Here is a 15,402-nt window from a genome sequence, read left to right as displayed (position 1 = left end):
CCCCCAAGGCGGCGATGCCGCCTGAACGAGGGTTTCACCCTCGCGCTCCCAACCAGCGCAACCAGGCGCTGGACCCTGTTTTGAAGAAAGGCGTCAGAGGCGTGGCGATCTACCATCTCAGTGCGAAAGTGATCAGCCGGGCCGGGGGCCGGTCATCGGTCGCAGCCGCCGCCTACCGTACGGCTGGGCGGCTGCGGGATGACCGGCAGGGGTTGGAGCATGACTATTCCCGCAAGGGCGGGGTCGTGCATTCCGAGATCATGGCCCCTGAGAATGTGCCCGACTGGATGCGCGATCGCGACCAGCTCTGGAACGCGGTCGAAGCCGTCGAGAAGCGGCGCGATGCCCAACTTGCCCGCGAGATCGAAGTGGCGCTGCCGCGTGAGCTCGATCGGGGCGAGAGGTTGGAGTTGTTGCGCGGATTCGTGCAGCGAGAATTTGTCGATCGCGGCATGATCGCGGATGTAGCCGTTCACGAGGGCAAGGCCCGTGATGGCCAAGGTCAGCCTCATGCGCATGTCATGCTCACCATGCGGGAGCTGACCGGCGAAGGGTTCGGGAAGAAGGACCGCAGCTGGAATGCGCCAGACCTGCTGATGGGCTGGCGCGAAGCCTGGGCGCGGGACGCGAACACCGCCCTTGAGCGGGCAGGGCGGTCGGAGCGGATCGACCACCGGTCCCTCGATGTTCAGCGCGCCGAAGCCGAGCAACAGGTCGCGCGGGCGCGCGGGGGCGGGCAGGAAGAGCTGGCGCTTGAGCGCGCGAAGAAGGTGGTCGAGCTCAGCCGCGAGCCCGAGCCGAAAATTGGCCCATCGGCCAATGCCCAGGAGAAGCGCGGGATCGTCACAGAGCGCGGCGAGGCTTTCCGCGCGGCACAGGCGCGCAATGCACAGCGCCAGGAGCTGGGCTGGCGGCAGTTGGAATTGCGGCTTGAGCTGATGGAGCGGGGGCGCGCCTTCATTGCCACCGCACGCGAGCGGCTGGATCAGCTTTGGGGCCGCGCTGAGGCGGCGATGTCACGGATCAAGGAGAGGGTTATGGGAGAGGTTGAGAGGCCGCAGGATGGTGCGGAGCGGGGCGACATGGATGCGCGCCGGGCGGCGGTGTTGGGGCGCGATTTTAATCGACCCGAGGTGCAAGCGCCGGACATCGGGCGCGAGAGGGTCGCACCCGGCGATCTAGACCGAGATCGTCGGGACGCCATCCTTGGGCGTGGGCGTGATATCGGGCAGGAACGTGATGCCGCCGCCGTCGAGCGGGGCATCGTCGCCCGTGACGGCGAGGGCCGTGACCAAGGGCGGCGGGATGACATTCTCGGGCGTGGCCGTGATACTGCGTCCGAGCGCGGGCAAGGTCGCGATCGAGACAGAGAACGTTAAGCACAAAGAGGAAAACTAAATGGAAAGCGTACAGGAAATTATCGCGGAACTTCAGCGGCGCGGGCCGATCGACGCTGCTGAACTCTCCCGAATGTCGGGTCCAGTGCCGACCGTATCTTTGGTCCGCGCTGCCCTTGAGAGAATTAGCGGTGAAGAGGGTTGGGGTGGATACCGATACTACTGCGATGTCGTCGAGCGTTGCGGATGCCATCCAGAAGAAGGTGCCTCTGAGGCGTCGATGCTTGCCTATGAGAAAGCACGGCAACTTCTTGTCGCTGGGCCAAAGAACAGAGCTGACCTGGATGCCATGCTCGAACAGAATGCGCTTTGAACATGCGCGTGGATGACCGTGAACCCTTCGTTCTGCCCGACGGTCGCACGGCCTCAATCAAGTACACGTTCGTAGTGTCACCTGATCGGCCAGGGCTTGACTGTCATGGGCTGTTTCGGCCCGACGCCGGGATTGTTCTATGGCAGAATGGGACGGAAGAACCCTGCCTGCTGTTCGGCGGTAGCGCCAAGGCGCTTGACGAGCTGCGTGAGAATGCAGCCCTTTTGCCCTGCGGATCCGCGCGGCAGAACGCGCATGAAGCGTATCTGAAAGCTCGCAAATATCTTTGGGGTGAGATGGTCGGGCGCACGGTCTCAGTCGAAGGCGGTGGTAATGCCCAGAACAATATCTGGGTTGTCGGCATCGAGGAAAGCTCGACCGTGGAATTCGAGATTATGCTGGCGAGAGAGCAAGCCGGCTGACTTTGTACGGCCATGCCCCCGACAGTTTAGCCGGGGGCAAGTGGCGTGGCTTTGTGCCTAGCAATCAGGCAGGTTGTCTAGGTTGTTCTGAGAAGTCTTGTCCGCATACGTCCGCAGGTACTTCTTCCCACCCTCGTTGACGACATGAATATCGGTTCGATAGCCAGCACGGTCGACGAAATAGCTGTGCGTCTTGCTCTCAATGTCGCTGATGGCGTCAGCCTTGGATCGGGGTGACCAGTATTCCCCACCATTACATAGACTGGTGATATCTCCATCCCGATCTTTGCCCGATGCAGTTACTCTTCGATCAGCCATTTTTGAATGTCCTTCTACATGAAGTATGAATCGCAACAAGAGCCACACAATAGCAGGTTATTAGCTGGAACAAAAGAGAAACGCCTCAGCGGCTCCTTTTTGAAGCGCCCTTTAATGGGTGTGATCCCGGCAGCGTGCCGGTCTCGCTTTGAGCGATAGACAGGGCAGGGGATCGACGGGCTGACGCCCGCTCACCCCAACCCTGACAGTTTCCAAATCCTGTTGATCCGCCTGCCATCCTGACAGGTCCGAGAAAACCGGCAAGCGCCGCCTGCGGCGTCGGTTCCGGTCGAGAATCCCGGTTCCTCCCACGCGTGAACCGCGCGGTTCCCTCCCAAATTCACGCCCTCCACCCGGTTGTCACGGCCCCGCCAGGCCGCAGGACGGGCTTTGCCCTTACCTGCTCTGCCCTTCGGAATGCATGGGCATTCCAAAGATCAGAACAGGAAGGCCCGCCCATTGGCGGAAAGGGGAAGAGACCCGGCCCGCGTCACTCGAAGGAGGGTCACAAATGACTGCAGAGAAGTTTGACGTTTATTCCCATGTCACCAATCAGATCATCGCACAGATCGAGGCGGGAACACCGCCCTGGCGCAAGCCGTGGACCGGTGGCGGGGCATCGGTCAGCCTGCCGGAACGGTTCAACGGCGAAGCCTATCGGGGCATCAATGTCCTGATGCTTTGGGCCACGGCGATGGCGAGGGACTACAGCTCAGCCCGCTGGATGACGTTCAATCAGGCCAAGCAGCTTGGGGGCCATGTTCGCAAGGGCGAGAAATCCGCAACCGTGGTGAAATACGGCACCGTCGAGCGCGAGGACGAAAACGGCGAGGAGCGCCAGATCCCCTATGCCAAGGCTTACCGCGTGTTCAATGCCGACCAGATCGAGGGTTTGCCCGCTGAATTCTACATCCTGCCCGATCCGCCCCGTGATCTTGGCACCGTGGCCGATCCCGCGTTGGAGGCGTTCTTTGCATCAAGCGGCGCACAGATCGACAGCACCGAAGAGCCGCGCGCCTATTACAACATCAAGACAGATCGGATTCACATGCCGCCGATTGGCACGTTTCACAGGGCCGCAGGGTATTACGGCACCTTGGCGCATGAGCTGACCCACTGGACAGGGGCGACAAAGCGGCTGGACCGCTTGGGCCGGTTCAATGATCGCAAGGCCTATGCGTTCGAGGAGCTAGTCGCCGAAATCGGAAACTGCATGCTTTGCGCGCAGATCGGGGTAGAGCCTGAATTCGACCAGAGCGCCTCCTATGTCGAAGGATGGCTGGAAGCGATGAAGGAAGACAGCCGCGCTATTTTCCGGGCCGCGTCCGAGGCGCAGAAGGCCGTGGATTACATCATGGAGCGCACCGCGCAGGCCGACCGGATGGCCGCCGAGTAACAGCCCGCATTACCGAAATGATCGAGGCCCCCGTCAGCAGGCGGGGGCCTTTTGCGTTCTGGCGTGATCCAGGTGGTGGCGGTTTCAGGGTGGCCTGTCGGCGGGCAACCTGAAGGCCGCCCGCCGACAGGCCCGGCGCTTCGCGCGGACGCCCCAAAGGGGCGGTGCTAAATCTATTTCTTATCAGACCCGCCCGCCGGACGAGTCGGGGTAGGAGGTGGGGGGCGTGACGTCACTTGTGAAGTCGCCACGTTTTGCCCACCCTTTTGGATGCTGCCATCATTGATGATTATCTTCTTCTCTGACATCTTTGTATCCTTCAGCTCGGTAGGGAAATTCCATCCAGATGTTGTTTTTCGGGCGCGACAGGTAGAGGAACGGGGGGCGAGAAATCTCGTTTCCGGCTTCATCATACACGATCACGCTTGCGAGCAAAATCTCGCGAAAATCTTCGCTTTCCGAATACGCGTTCACCCAGCCCGCAAAAATGAATCCGTTCTCAAGGTCTCGGAAGTGAACGTATTCCACGTTCGCTTGATCAGAGTTGAGAGTGTAGCTCCACACATCTTCATCGCCATAGCGCCGAGTAGCTCCGATCTTATGCAGAAGCTTTACCAGAAGCCGAAATTTGACAATCCACAACCAACAGACCGCAAGGGAAAATGACAGCGGAACCGACCACGCGATTTCATCCTTCAGCTCTAAGAAATTCACACTTTCTGGGCCGTTTGCCAAATCCTGATACCCAAAAGACTTTCCGAATCCTAGATAAATCAGGAACAGAACAGCGTAAGTTGCCATTCCAAACATGAAGGCCCGGATTAGAAGCGTCGTTTGTTGCGGCTTCAAGCCTGCGCCATACTTTGCATCAATAGTCGCCCAGATAATTCCAGGCATGAAAATGAGCGCCAATTGCGCGAGAGCAAAATCCACTACCGCCTCTTAAACCATTTTGTTTCTGTTACGGATGCGCGGTTTTGATGCGCTGTGACCGCCTCGACAGCATCAGCATAGAGAGCTGTATCACTTCGTGCTGGCGTACTTGTCATATTGCAGCTTCCAGCAGTGCGACTTCGTCTTCGGTCAGATCGAACAGATCATAGACGATGCTGTCGATCTGGGCTTCAGCCTGGGCGATTTCGGCGGTCAGGCGGGAAATTTCGGCGCGGTCGCGGTTGATCCAGTCTTCCCAGTCGGAACGATCGGTCAGGGGGATGTCAGCATTGAAGACCTTCTTTACTTCAGCGCGGAAGGCGGCGAAGTCGGGCAAAGCCCACCATTCCTTGAGCTTGTTGGTCAGCTTGGGTTCGCGGTCAGGCGGGCAGAGATCGGGAATGCGACGGGTGATTGAGGTCCGGAGTTTAAGCCGTTGATGCGCGAGATCGCCACACTTGTCGACCTGCGCGGCTAGTTTCGATCGGGCCTCTGCGGAAGCATTTGGAATAGGTACTTGCTCAATATACTGGTTCTTTTTTCTTCGGTAACCGCCTTGAGCCAAAGGAGTTAAAGCAGAAAGAACAAACCAGAACACTTTTGAGTTCAATATCGCGAGCAGGAAGGGGTCATCCGCATCGACAAACGAAGCGGTTGAATCCAAGTGAAGCCCACTTTTGTCGAGCGCGAATGAGGCTTGCCGCGACACGTCCCGATAGATGATCTTGTTGTGGGCGAAAGACGCATGGTAGCCAATCGTGTCTTGCACTTCGAACCACTGATATGAACCTGATTTTCTGCCAGGCCATTTGTCTCGTGGCGTTGGCGGCGTCCAGCCTTCAGGTTTCGGTTCAAGTCTTTCGCGATGGCTCTGCAAGTAAGCTTTGATCGCTGGATAAGACTCAATATCAAGGCCCCGCCTTGTAAAGATCAGCCACCTATCGGTTGGTTCAGCGCGCCAGCGTTTCAAGTCCTTCCCCTCAAGAAACGGCTTCAACAGTTCTGCAGATCTCGGATCTTCTGCGCAAAGTTGTTCCTTGGTCGTTGTATCGATAACAAAGATAGGATTTGCGCCTGTAACGATGCCGCGAAACGGTGCCCCATAGACCTCCTTCAACGTCTTCTTCCCGGCCCAAATCTTTTCTCTGAGGGCCCTGAGTGACCGGTTTTCCAGCTGCCAAGACCCAGAATCTAATCCGGATTGTGTGAACGGTCCCGCAGCGGCTTCCCAAGTGGCGAGGAAGTTGTTGTCCGGCAGGGCATCGACCTTCCAGAAGCGCAGCTCATGCCCCTTTGGCGCGGCCCCGCGTTTCATAGTCAGGATCGCCGGATAGGTGGTTACGCCCTCGAAGACTTGCAGGTCGCCAAAATCGACCACGCTTTCGATGGTGGCCTCTTTCAAAAGGTATTCGCGCAGAGGCTTGCCCGAACCAGTCTTGAAAAAGGTGTTCGAGGAAATATAGCCCAAGCGCCCGCCCGGCTTCAGAAGGCGCAGACCCCTCTCATAGAAATAGCAGAATAGATCAGCTACGCCGTGATAACTCTCAAACCGGCGCTGCAAGTATGGTTTGAGGTCTGAAATTAGCTCCTGGCGCACATAGGGCGGATTTCCCAGAACCACGTCGAAACCGCCTTCGGCAAAGACGCCGGGGAAGGCTGTTTCCCAGGTGAAAGCGTGATCGAGATAGGCGAAGTTGCTGTCCTCGATCAGGCTGTCACCGACACGGATACTGCCCGAGAGGCTGTCCAGAACCTTGCCGCGCCGGGCGGTCTTGATCCAGAGCGACAGCTTGGTGATCTCGATACTTTCCTCGTTCACGTCCACGCCGAAGAGGTTGTCGGTCAGAATTTCGCTGTCGGGGACATAGTCGAGCAGATCGCCAAAATGTTCGGCCTTGGGCAGCAGGTCTTTGATCTTGTCATTTACGCGGGTCAGTTCGGCCTTCATGAAGTCGAAGGCCATGATCAGGAACACACCGGAGCCGCAGGCGGGATCGACAATGCGTAAGGATTTCAGGCGATCGCGATAGGCTTGCCAGGCTTCCAGCTCGGCCGACTTTTTACGCCAGGGGATGTTTTCGTAGTCGGTGACATCCGCGCCCTTCTTGGCATGAGCGCGTAAGGTGTCTTCGAAGATTTCCCGCAGATGCGTGCCCAGGGTTTCGGCCACGATGAAGCGCGCGATGTAATCAGGGGTATAGACGACCCCGTCACGTTTACGACGCCCGCTTGTACCAGTGCTTTTCTCTGGCTCTTCTTCTTCGCCGCGCGCGATGGCTTGCAGGCGTTCCACGTCCGCGATGGACTGCTCAAAGATATGACCGAGGACTGTGACCGAGACTTCGGAGGCGAAGTCATAGCCGCCCAGGGTCTTGAATCCTTCACAGACGTCATCGGCTATGATTAGCCCGTTGATCACCGTATCTTCACGGAATAGCCCGCCGTTATACCGCGGGATTTTCAGCTCGTTGTTGCCTACGTCGATAGCGCGGAACAGGCCTTTGAAATTGTCCCAAATGGGGCGAGGGTTGTAAGGGTCACGCGCGACGAAGGCGTTTTCCAGCGTACTGTCTGGCAGCAGGCCGGTGTCTTCGGCAAAGGCGATAAACAGCACCCGATCGAGGATCTTCTGTGCTAGGGCGATCGCATCGAGGGGCGCGATCGCGGCATCGGCTTCCTGAACCGCGCTCAGGAGCTTGAGGCGCAGGTCCTTGTAGTCCTGATACAGGCTGTCGGTGATGTCCTTGTCTTCACGACGGCTTTCTTTCAGCAAATCAGCCGTGCGGCCAGACAGCAGGTTTTCCGCTGACAAGAGCAGCATGAAGCGCGCGTACTCTTCCGGGTCTGTCAGCTGGTCGAGGCGGAATTCCTCATAGGCCGAGGTGCCTTCCCCGAAGCCGTAGAAGCGCAGCTCGATCATGTTCGAGACCAGCACCCATTTCACGCCGCGCGCGTTCATGGCGTATTCCCACGCCTGTTGAACGGGGCTTTTGTTTCGGCCCGGCATGATTGCATCGAGGTCGCGGGTATCCGCGCCCTTCAGCTCGAATGGTGCCACGATGTCAGGCGTCTTGCCGCCAAAGCGGCCAAGCGCCAGATCAACGCTGCCGCGCAGAATATTTTGTTCGGTTGAGACGTTATAGTCTGCGCCACCGGCTGGGCCGTGGTATCCGAGAACACCTTCAACGATCTTGGAGGCGAACTGCCCATGCAGGGCGGTCTCTTTCAGGCGTTCAATCCGGCCCGAGCTGATCAACTCGGCCCAGGCTTCCAGCGCAGCCAGATGGTCTGATGGGATCGGATCGGCTTTGATGTGGCGCTTCAGGGTCTTACGGTTGAACAAATTCATGAATTAAGGGGCTTTCTTGATACTGCCCCATGGCAGCGAAACATAGAGATCGCGCATCAGAGCAAAGCGCTCTTCAAAGGGCGGAAGGTCACCAATTTCGAGGGCGAGCGTTTCCCAATCGGCCTGGGCGCGTTGCTTGATTTCCGGGTCATCCATGGACTCTGGCTTGGCCTCGATCCCACGGCTGCGGCATTTCTCGATCAATGTGGTCAAGATGGCTGTTTTGTCAGCGCCGCTGAAATCATGCTCGCCAATCAGAAATGCGATGTCGTAGACGTCCTGTCGCCGGTTGCGCTTCCGTATGGTTTGCTGAAGCAGAGCACGGAATTTTTCGGCAATGAGCTCATGGATAGTGAACGCGCGTACCGCCACACCGGCCCCGTGCAGGTTCAGCTCCTGGAAGGCATAGACTTGATCGCGGAAGCTGATCTCGACATCAAGAACTCGGCTTGCCTTGCCGTCCGCCAGCCGGGCCTCTTCACCTGTGCCGCGCTTGGCGGAGCCAATGCGGACCCGGAGCGCGGGGAATTCGTGATCCTCGAAATTCTGGGCGCGTGGCATCTTCTTCACCGATTGCACTCGACAGAGGAGATCGGGGTAGCCGAGCTTGATCGCGGTGCGAGGCAGAACCTCATTCAGTTCGGTGATGATCTTTTCCGTCAGGTCATTAGGTTCTGCCATGGAGGTGAAGTCCACATCCCCGGTGACCCGATTGCTCTTGAAAGCCAGGGCCATGACCGCCCCGCCCTTCAAGACGAGCGTTTTCGACAGTGAAGGGGCCAAGCCGATTGCCCCTAAGACAATTTCCGTTACCTGGCGATCTCGATAGAGTGTTGGGTCTGCGCGCGCGGTTTCGACCCATGCACGAACATCGACATCGACGATGTCGAATTTGCTATCTTGCGCGTGGGGGTCGTTGTCAGACATTTATTGAAATCATCCAGCGTTCTGAGAATTCAGGGGCATATTCGGCGTCAGGATCGAGTTTGCGTGATCCACCCCGTTGAGCAAACTGCTCCCAGTTGTGCAGCGCCGGATCATCTATGTCCATGACTTCAGACAGAATATAGCCTGCGCGGACTTTGGCGATCTTGCTGTCGAGGAGATCAATTGCGGCAATAATCTCGGGCACCCACTGATCCGCCTCATTTTCCCAGACATCGAGAACATGGCGCATGCCCCCACAAAGCTGTGGTTCAGCAAGCATGTCAGCAAAGGTTTGGCCAATCGAAGTGATCCGCGTTTCCTCACCACTCACGGAGACCGGTGTCCAAGGGTGGCTTGACACATGCACCACGATTGGTCGGCGACGGATCGTATCCTTGAAGCCGGGCCTGTTCAGAACGGGCGCTTCGATCTGGTCCAGATCGGGCAGGTCTTTATGAAGACGTTCATCCCGGAGCGCATTCCAAAGGGGTCTTTTGGGGGTTGTCAGGTGCAGCGCCTGTGGGCTGCGATCAGTAAGGCCATAGCGCTGCATGGCAGATAGATGCGAGACGTAGGCGAAGGGATCAGCGATGCAGGCGACCTCTTCCGCCGAACCAGCTCTCGTTGATTGCGTGACACGCCAGACGCCCGATCGGAAGTCAGAGTCCATGACAAGCGCCTTCCGGGCCTCAAGGCGACGTAGCGCATTTTTGGCGCGTGTCTGGTCCCAGTCGTGCGGGAGGCGCTTCAACGGCTCGCCGTTCAGCACTTTCTTGTGAAACAGATGGTAGCCTAGAACGAAGAAATCGTAGAAGGTTATGACCGGCAAGTCCTTGTCGGTTATAGCTTTTTCGATACCTTCGGTAAAATTCATCTGCCGTCCTTACCCCTATGTCCTTAGGACATAGGGGTAAGGACGGCGTTATGTCAAGAGCGGCCATCATCGTATGCCACTTAGCATATTAGACACGACTGCGATATCTGTATGTCCTAAGGACATACAGATATCGCAGTCAGATGTAAATAGCGGCTTCAAATTCACCCAAACATCGCCAGCTGCTGAGGCTCCACCCAATAGCCGCGCTGACGCTTGGACGCTTCCAGTGTGATCAGAGCCACGACCGCTTGGCTTTCATCCGCGAACCAATCCATCCGAACCTGACCGCCCTGGCCTATCCGTCCCCATTCCCGATAGAGCGTCCATTCGCCAAACAGGTTGGGCATGACGGCCATCCGGTAGAACCGGGCGACATTCTTCGCAGGCAGGTGTTTTTCGAGATAGGTCTGCATGGGTCAGAGATGATACTTGCGCGCGATTTCCAAGGCTTCGGCCTGTTCGGTACCGATGTATTCCTTGGTGCTTTCGATGCTGGCATGGCCGAGCAACAACTGAGCTGCGCGCAGGTTGCCGGTTTGCTGATAGATATGGGTCGGGAAGGTGCGGCGCAGCGAATGCAGGCCATAGAGGCTGGGATCGAGGCGGGCCTTTTCCAGCCAGGACTTGAAGAGCCGCCAGAGCTGGCTTTCGCTGAGATGGGTGTGGGACCACCGTGCCCCCTGCCCCGTGAACAACCAGCCATGCAGCGGCTTTTCAGAGTCGGCGAGATAGGCCCGCAAACTGTCGCGCGTCCCCGAGGACAGCCGCGCTTGGACCGGCCGTGCATTGCGCGTCTCGGTCTTCTTCTGCCGGATTTCCACGATCTCGCGCACGCCTGCCGGTGTGGCCACATCCGAAACCCGCAGGCGCACCAGGTCAGACCCCCGGAAACTGGTATCGAGGGCGGTGTTGAACAGCGCCAGATCACGCAAGGCTAGCTCTTGGCGCAGGATCATCCGGATCAGCGATACCTGGTCGGGCGTCAGCGGTGGCTTTTTGCCCACGACTCGGCCTTTGTTCCAGATGGTCTCGGCGGCAGCTTTCACGGGCAAATCCTTGCAAGGTTGTGCGGGTAAAATATCCACAAACCTTGCATGATGAAAGACACATGTTGCGCGACTGTGCATTTTGCCCATGTTTTGTTGGCTTTTGGGCTTTGCCCGTCATGCGAGCTTTTAACATAAAGCTCGCATGGTGGCGTGAGCTTCGCGTCAATGTGACCCTTTGCTTGGCGCGACCTCTTTACTTGTACTTAATGTTGTACATATAAGGTTGCGACAACAAGGAGAGTCGCGATGGATGTTATGACCTACTCAGATGCACGCGCCCAGCTGAAGGGCGTCATGGATCGAGCGATCCACGACAAGCAGGAAGTTGTCGTGACGCGCAAGAAGGGCGAGTCTGTTGTTGTCGTGTCCTTGGACACCTGGAACGCTGTCAACGAGACGTTGCACCTCCTGTCCACACCGAAAAACGCTTCCCGCTTGCGCGCGTCGATCGCGCAACTCGATGCCGGAACTGGCGAAGAGCGTGAGCTGACCGAGTGAAGCTGGTTTTTTCCGATCAGGCCTGGGAAGATTATCAATACTGGGTCAACACCAACGACAAGGTGCGCGACCGGCTCAACGAGCTGATCAAGCAGTGCAAGCGGACTCCCTTCAAGGGAACCGGCAAGCCGGAGCCCTTGAAGGGCGATTTGACTGGCTGGTGGTCTCGGCGGATTTCTCAGGAAGATCGCATGGTCTACCGGGTCAGTGGAACTGGCGATGGCCAAAGCCTAGAGATTGCGCAGCTGCGGTTCCATTACTGAAAACCCGTAGGATTAAACGATCTATATGTGACGAAGTCGAACTTCTCAAAGCACTCTCAATTTTAACTCTAACTATGTAGTTAAAGTCAACTCTATAACTAATTTTGAAGACATAGTTGACGTTAAAGTTGAATTTAGGCAATCTCCTGCTATGTATGTAATCACCTTCGCAAACCCGAAAGGCGGCTCGGGGAAAACCACGTCCGCCATGCTCTTGGCTGAACAGATCGCTATTTCTGGCGGTCGCGTTGCAATTCTCGATCTGGACCCGAACGCTAACATCCTTGCATGGGCCCAGGCCCGCGAAGCCGAGGGTAGAGACGTTCCTTTCACGGTTCATGCGCGACCGCAGGCTGAAGAGACGGTCGAACTCATCGACAACCTATCCAACGAGGCGGACTATCTCATCATCGACCTTGAAGGGTCGAAGGATCAGATCGTCACTTTCGCGCTGTCGCGGACAGATTTGTGCATCATCCCACTTGATGGCTCGCCTATGGAAGCACGGCAGGCCGCGCAAGCGGTTCGCCTGGTACAGACCACGGCGAACATGATCCGCGCGCAAATCAACTACGCTCTTCTGTTTACTCGCACGAACGCCGCGTTCCAAACCACGGATGAACGCGACGTGCGACAAGAAATGGAGATCAACAACATTCCGACGCTGCCCGTTCGGATCGCCAAGCGCGCGCCTTACACCCGCATCTTCCGGGACGGTGTGCTCTTGTCAGAGCTGCCTGACATCGTGACGCAAGAAATGCAGGGCAAAACCGCGTCTGTATCCGACAAGGCCATGAAGCAGGTGACCGGAGCCATCGAGAATGCCCGCGACTACGCACAAACCGTGATTGCAACCCTTACCAAGGAGCAAGTGTCATGAGCGGGAAATACGGCTTCTCAGGCGGGATCGACCTGCCAAAGACAACACCAGCACCCAAGCCTCGGCCAAAGGTCGATGGCAGCTCATTAAGCGAGGCCGTCAAGGCCGGTGCCGATCTTGGCTTCGTCAACAGGGAGCCAACGACGCGCCTTAAACCTGGCCCCAAACGCAAAGAGCCGCAGGATAAAGTTTCGATACCTGGCCCGAAGCGCGTGGTGGATGATTTCCGGGTTTTTTGTTCAACGCGCGACCTTACCCTTTGGCAGGGCTTGGAGTTATTGCTTGAAGAACAGAAGGGTAGAAGCGGCTAAGGGTTGCCGCGTTTCTCAAAGATTTTCCGGCAGAACCCTAAGAATGCCCTGTCCGGGTTGGCCGGTGCATCGAGACCACCGTCGGCCATCCATTCGCGCCATTCTTGCTCTAGCGTGTAGATATCCCATCCCGGCGCAACCTTACGAGCTTCCTGATAAACGTCAGGGCTCAAACGGATCGCCCCGGATGGAGCCGCCAGAGCTTGCGGCTTTTCCGCGTGACGGTTTACAAATACGACCATGTTTTCGTCTAACCGGACTGAATAGTCCGGCATGTGATTGTACGCCTCATCTTGAGCGACAATGTTGCCGACCAGCCGCTTAAACTCGCGAGAGGTCGAAGCCGATCCGCACTTGTCTTGCAAAGCAGAAAGACTGATTTTCCACTCTTTCTTCGAGCCACAGTGCTTGCGAGCGATCTCATAGATGCGCCGCTCTAATGGCTTACGCAGCCGGAAATAGTTCCGGTGGAGGGTCAAAACTTCATGCGCTTGGATCGCGTTGAACACCCAATCTGAGAGCTGCACCTCGATCTCCTGCATTCGACCATCGCGGGTTTCACGTACGATACGAGCGCGGTCGATGATGCTGAAAATATCCAATTGCTCGGTATCGCCGGTCACGATGTTCGTCTCAATCTGTGTCCCTTGCAGCCGGGCGAGGGCGCTTCGAAGGCCGCTATATCCACGCCCATCCGATGGCCGGTTCGTTGCTTTCAGAAGGTCGAACGCCTTCAGGCGAACGATTTTTGAAACCTTCTGACCTTTGTTGATAGCTGCCATAATTTGACTGATGCAGTAGATCAGCACATCGCGATCGTGGATCGTTGCCAGACCATCGGACGAAGGTTTCACTTCGAGATAGTTTCGCCCCGTCCCATCTTCGTATCGCCGCACTCGGTGATCTGGTTTTGTAGAAAGCGAGAAAATCGGATGCGCCATCGAAGCCATGTCGCCCTTGGGTGCGGCATCAAAGATATCGCATACAAAAAAGTCGCCTTGTTCCTGCCGATCTGGCAGCAAGGGAGAGCGGTCGCCGTCTTTCGTGATTTCACACACCATGACCTATGTTTCGTGATTTCACACACACGGTCAAGCCCTTTCGTGATTTCACACACAGGCATAGAGCTTTCGTGTCTTTACACACGTTCTTTCGTGTCTTTACACACGCTTTATCGTGACTCTACACACAGGACACCTCTAAAAACCTAATAAATTCATGGTCCTATGGACACTTATCCACAACGTAACACATTATATAACACATATTTAACACTACAAAATTTCCCGTCATTTAAGCAGCGGGTTTCCGAACCCGAATGCATGGAGAAGTGCTCGCAACTAAAAATGCGCGCGAAAGGCCGCGAAACGTGCCTCAGTTCAAGGGATTCTGATCGAATCTTCCACGGTAGGCCTTGCTCTTGAAATACAGGTTCTGGTTTGCCTTGAGCGGGCTGCGGTTGCCCACCAATAGAAGCAGATCATCCGCCTTCATGCCGGTGATCTGTTCAGCGGTCATGAGCTTCTGACGCTGCTCCGAGTAGGAGAAATCCCGCCCCTCGTTCGGGGCCTTGCCCTCGCGGATTTGCTGAGAATAGACCGTGCTTTCGCCGAGGTGGCGCGCAGCCCATTCGGCGGTTTCGATATCGTTGAGGTTGAAGACACGCTTGGTGATGCAAGAGCCGAAGATCGACCGGGCATCGTTTGGCCCATAGGCCTTTTCGACCTGACCAGTATCCTGGGTAACGAACAACGCTTCGACACCGGCCCCTGCGGCGACATTGGCGATGTTCATGATCTGCTCCATGCGCCCCATGCGTACGAATTCATCGAGAACCAACAGGATCGGGGCCTTGACCTTGCGCCGCCCGTCCTGGCGCACAACCGTGCCCAGGACAAGGTTGATGAACAGGCGCATAAAGATCGCTTGCTTGTCCACCTGGTCGAGCGGCACCGCGATGAAGAGATCGACCCGATCATCGAGAAGATCATCCATGCGGAAGCTGGACCTGGCCAGGAAGTGGCGCATGTTGTCGGACTGCATCCACTCAAAAGCTTTCGAAACCGCTGTTTGAATCGACCCTCGTTCTCTGTCACCTGCGCGCAGGATCGTGGCAGCAGTCTGGGCAGGGCGGTGGCCGACAAGGTCGGCGTTTTCGGCCCAGGCCTCAAGCGTGCCGTCGAGGTTTGCTGACAGAAGCAGATCGGTGACGGCGATCAGGTTGCGCCGGTTGGGTTCTTCCTGGGTCACGATCACTTCGATCGCCGCCGCGACCAGCTGGCGGGCCATTTCCGAAAAATGCGCGCCGTCTCCCTGTTCGGGTTTGACCAGGCCATCCGCAACCAGGGCCACGTCTCGCGCCAACTCGTGGGGCCGGATGTAGTCGAGCGGGTTGAACTGATCCTGTCCGTCCTCGACGAGGCCGAAGGGGTTGAGGACGGACACCTTGCGCCCGAGCTCTTCCCGGTG

Annotated in this window: 17 protein-coding genes; 8 read left to right on the top strand and 9 right to left on the bottom strand. The window is 57.1% G+C overall.

Features of this window, described 5'->3' with window-relative positions; all coding sequences use genetic code 11:
* The 3 genes from mobQ to ATI53_RS21210 all read left to right on the top strand — a co-directional run.
* Nucleotides 1-1,379: MobQ family relaxase (gene mobQ, locus ATI53_RS21220; protein WP_211315409.1), on the top strand; the 1,379-nt coding region annotated here is incomplete at its 5' end.
* Nucleotides 1,380-1,398: 19 nt separating this feature from the next.
* The gene (locus ATI53_RS21215; protein ID WP_111551322.1) at nucleotides 1,399-1,710 is read left to right on the top strand and encodes a hypothetical protein; all 312 of its coding nucleotides are present in this window, start codon (nucleotides 1,399-1,401) and stop codon (nucleotides 1,708-1,710) included.
* A gap of 2 nt (nucleotides 1,711-1,712) precedes the next feature.
* Nucleotides 1,713-2,132 carry a hypothetical protein gene (locus ATI53_RS21210; RefSeq protein WP_111551321.1) on the top strand — a complete coding sequence of 140 codons (420 nt, stop codon included), beginning with the start codon at nucleotides 1,713-1,715 and terminating at the stop codon, nucleotides 2,130-2,132.
* 57 nt (nucleotides 2,133-2,189) lie between these two features.
* On the opposite strand, the gene ATI53_RS21205 is transcribed toward ATI53_RS21210, so the two are convergent.
* Nucleotides 2,190-2,450, bottom strand: coding sequence for a DUF3892 domain-containing protein (locus ATI53_RS21205; protein WP_111551320.1), 261 nt, complete (start codon nucleotides 2,448-2,450; stop codon nucleotides 2,190-2,192).
* Nucleotides 2,451-2,961: 511 nt separating this feature from the next.
* On the opposite strand from ATI53_RS21205, the gene ATI53_RS21200 reads away from it, so the two are divergent.
* Nucleotides 2,962-3,846 carry an ArdC family protein gene (locus ATI53_RS21200; protein WP_111551319.1) on the top strand — a complete coding sequence of 295 codons (885 nt, stop codon included), beginning with the start codon at nucleotides 2,962-2,964 and terminating at the stop codon, nucleotides 3,844-3,846.
* A 279-nt stretch (nucleotides 3,847-4,125) separates the two neighbouring features.
* Here ATI53_RS21200 and ATI53_RS21195 read toward each other — a convergent pair whose 3' ends face one another.
* The 6 genes from ATI53_RS21195 to ATI53_RS21170 form a co-directional block, all read right to left on the bottom strand.
* Nucleotides 4,126-4,779, bottom strand: coding sequence for a DUF6338 family protein (locus ATI53_RS21195; protein WP_111551318.1), 654 nt, complete (start codon nucleotides 4,777-4,779; stop codon nucleotides 4,126-4,128).
* 112 nt (nucleotides 4,780-4,891) lie between these two features.
* Nucleotides 4,892-8,128, bottom strand: a complete 3,237-nt coding sequence (locus ATI53_RS21190; protein ID WP_111551317.1) for an Eco57I restriction-modification methylase domain-containing protein — start codon at nucleotides 8,126-8,128, stop codon at nucleotides 4,892-4,894.
* 3 nt (nucleotides 8,129-8,131) lie between these two features.
* Nucleotides 8,132-9,055, bottom strand: coding sequence for a nucleotidyl transferase AbiEii/AbiGii toxin family protein (locus ATI53_RS21185; RefSeq protein ID WP_111551316.1), 924 nt, complete (start codon nucleotides 9,053-9,055; stop codon nucleotides 8,132-8,134).
* Nucleotides 9,048-9,929 (bottom strand): type IV toxin-antitoxin system AbiEi family antitoxin domain-containing protein, encoded by an 882-nt coding sequence (locus ATI53_RS21180; protein ID WP_111551315.1) that lies wholly within the window; start codon nucleotides 9,927-9,929, stop codon nucleotides 9,048-9,050. Before ATI53_RS21180 ends, ATI53_RS21185 begins: the two co-directional genes overlap by 8 nt.
* Before the next feature lie 164 nt (nucleotides 9,930-10,093).
* Nucleotides 10,094-10,345 carry a WGR domain-containing protein gene (locus ATI53_RS21175; protein ID WP_111551314.1) on the bottom strand — a complete coding sequence of 84 codons (252 nt, stop codon included), beginning with the start codon at nucleotides 10,343-10,345 and terminating at the stop codon, nucleotides 10,094-10,096.
* Nucleotides 10,346-10,348: 3 nt separating this feature from the next.
* Entirely contained in the window at nucleotides 10,349-10,978 is a 630-nt protein-coding gene (locus ATI53_RS21170) for a tyrosine-type recombinase/integrase (RefSeq protein ID WP_170134639.1), read from the bottom strand.
* A gap of 249 nt (nucleotides 10,979-11,227) precedes the next feature.
* On the opposite strand from ATI53_RS21170, the gene ATI53_RS21165 reads away from it, so the two are divergent.
* The 4 genes from ATI53_RS21165 to ATI53_RS21150 all read left to right on the top strand — a co-directional run bounded on the left by ATI53_RS21165 (nucleotide 11,228) and on the right by ATI53_RS21150 (nucleotide 12,933).
* Entirely contained in the window at nucleotides 11,228-11,479 is a 252-nt protein-coding gene (locus tag ATI53_RS21165; RefSeq protein WP_036743750.1) for a type II toxin-antitoxin system Phd/YefM family antitoxin, read from the top strand.
* Nucleotides 11,476-11,742 carry a Txe/YoeB family addiction module toxin gene (locus ATI53_RS21160; RefSeq protein WP_111551312.1) on the top strand — a complete coding sequence of 89 codons (267 nt, stop codon included), beginning with the start codon at nucleotides 11,476-11,478 and terminating at the stop codon, nucleotides 11,740-11,742. The genes ATI53_RS21165 and ATI53_RS21160 overlap by 4 nt, the downstream gene beginning before the upstream one ends.
* A gap of 151 nt (nucleotides 11,743-11,893) precedes the next feature.
* The gene (locus ATI53_RS21155; RefSeq protein WP_111551311.1) at nucleotides 11,894-12,622 is read left to right on the top strand and encodes an AAA family ATPase; all 729 of its coding nucleotides are present in this window, start codon (nucleotides 11,894-11,896) and stop codon (nucleotides 12,620-12,622) included.
* On the top strand, nucleotides 12,619-12,933 hold the full coding sequence (locus ATI53_RS21150) for a hypothetical protein (RefSeq protein ID WP_111551310.1): 315 nt from the start codon (nucleotides 12,619-12,621) through the stop codon (nucleotides 12,931-12,933). The genes ATI53_RS21155 and ATI53_RS21150 overlap by 4 nt, the downstream gene beginning before the upstream one ends.
* On the opposite strand, the gene ATI53_RS21145 is transcribed toward ATI53_RS21150, so the two are convergent.
* Entirely contained in the window at nucleotides 12,930-13,994 is a 1,065-nt protein-coding gene (locus ATI53_RS21145) for a replication initiator protein A (protein ID WP_111551309.1), read from the bottom strand. The genes ATI53_RS21150 and ATI53_RS21145 overlap by 4 nt on opposite strands.
* 313 nt (nucleotides 13,995-14,307) lie before the next feature.
* On the bottom strand, nucleotides 14,308-15,402 hold a 1,095-nt coding region (locus tag ATI53_RS21140), incomplete at its 5' end, for a type IV secretory system conjugative DNA transfer family protein (protein WP_249033415.1).

It is taken from the genome of Salipiger aestuarii, from assembly GCF_003259905.1.
GTDB lineage: Bacteria > Pseudomonadota > Alphaproteobacteria > Rhodobacterales > Rhodobacteraceae > Salipiger > Salipiger aestuarii.
This window is presented reverse-complemented; position numbering and strand designations above follow the sequence as displayed.

Excerpts from the sequence above, each read along its gene's own strand:
- ATI53_RS21145 (WP_111551309.1), bottom strand. The coding sequence starts at position 13,994 with ATGGTGTGTGAAATCACGAAAGACGGCGACCGCTCTCCCTTGCTGCCA.
- ATI53_RS21210 (WP_111551321.1), top strand. The coding sequence starts at position 1,713 with ATGCGCGTGGATGACCGTGAACCCTTCGTTCTGCCCGACGGTCGCACG.
- ATI53_RS21175 (WP_111551314.1), bottom strand. The coding sequence starts at position 10,345 with ATGCAGACCTATCTCGAAAAACACCTGCCTGCGAAGAATGTCGCCCGG.
- ATI53_RS21185 (WP_111551316.1), bottom strand. The coding sequence starts at position 9,055 with ATGTCTGACAACGACCCCCACGCGCAAGATAGCAAATTCGACATCGTC.
- ATI53_RS21180 (WP_111551315.1), bottom strand. The coding sequence starts at position 9,929 with ATGAATTTTACCGAAGGTATCGAAAAAGCTATAACCGACAAGGACTTG.
- ATI53_RS21200 (WP_111551319.1), top strand. The coding sequence starts at position 2,962 with ATGACTGCAGAGAAGTTTGACGTTTATTCCCATGTCACCAATCAGATC.
- ATI53_RS21205 (WP_111551320.1), bottom strand. The coding sequence starts at position 2,450 with ATGGCTGATCGAAGAGTAACTGCATCGGGCAAAGATCGGGATGGAGAT.
- ATI53_RS21215 (WP_111551322.1), top strand. The coding sequence starts at position 1,399 with ATGGAAAGCGTACAGGAAATTATCGCGGAACTTCAGCGGCGCGGGCCG.
- ATI53_RS21190 (WP_111551317.1), bottom strand. The coding sequence starts at position 8,128 with ATGAATTTGTTCAACCGTAAGACCCTGAAGCGCCACATCAAAGCCGAT.
- ATI53_RS21165 (WP_036743750.1), top strand. The coding sequence starts at position 11,228 with ATGGATGTTATGACCTACTCAGATGCACGCGCCCAGCTGAAGGGCGTC.
- ATI53_RS21150 (WP_111551310.1), top strand. The coding sequence starts at position 12,619 with ATGAGCGGGAAATACGGCTTCTCAGGCGGGATCGACCTGCCAAAGACA.
- ATI53_RS21155 (WP_111551311.1), top strand. The coding sequence starts at position 11,894 with ATGTATGTAATCACCTTCGCAAACCCGAAAGGCGGCTCGGGGAAAACC.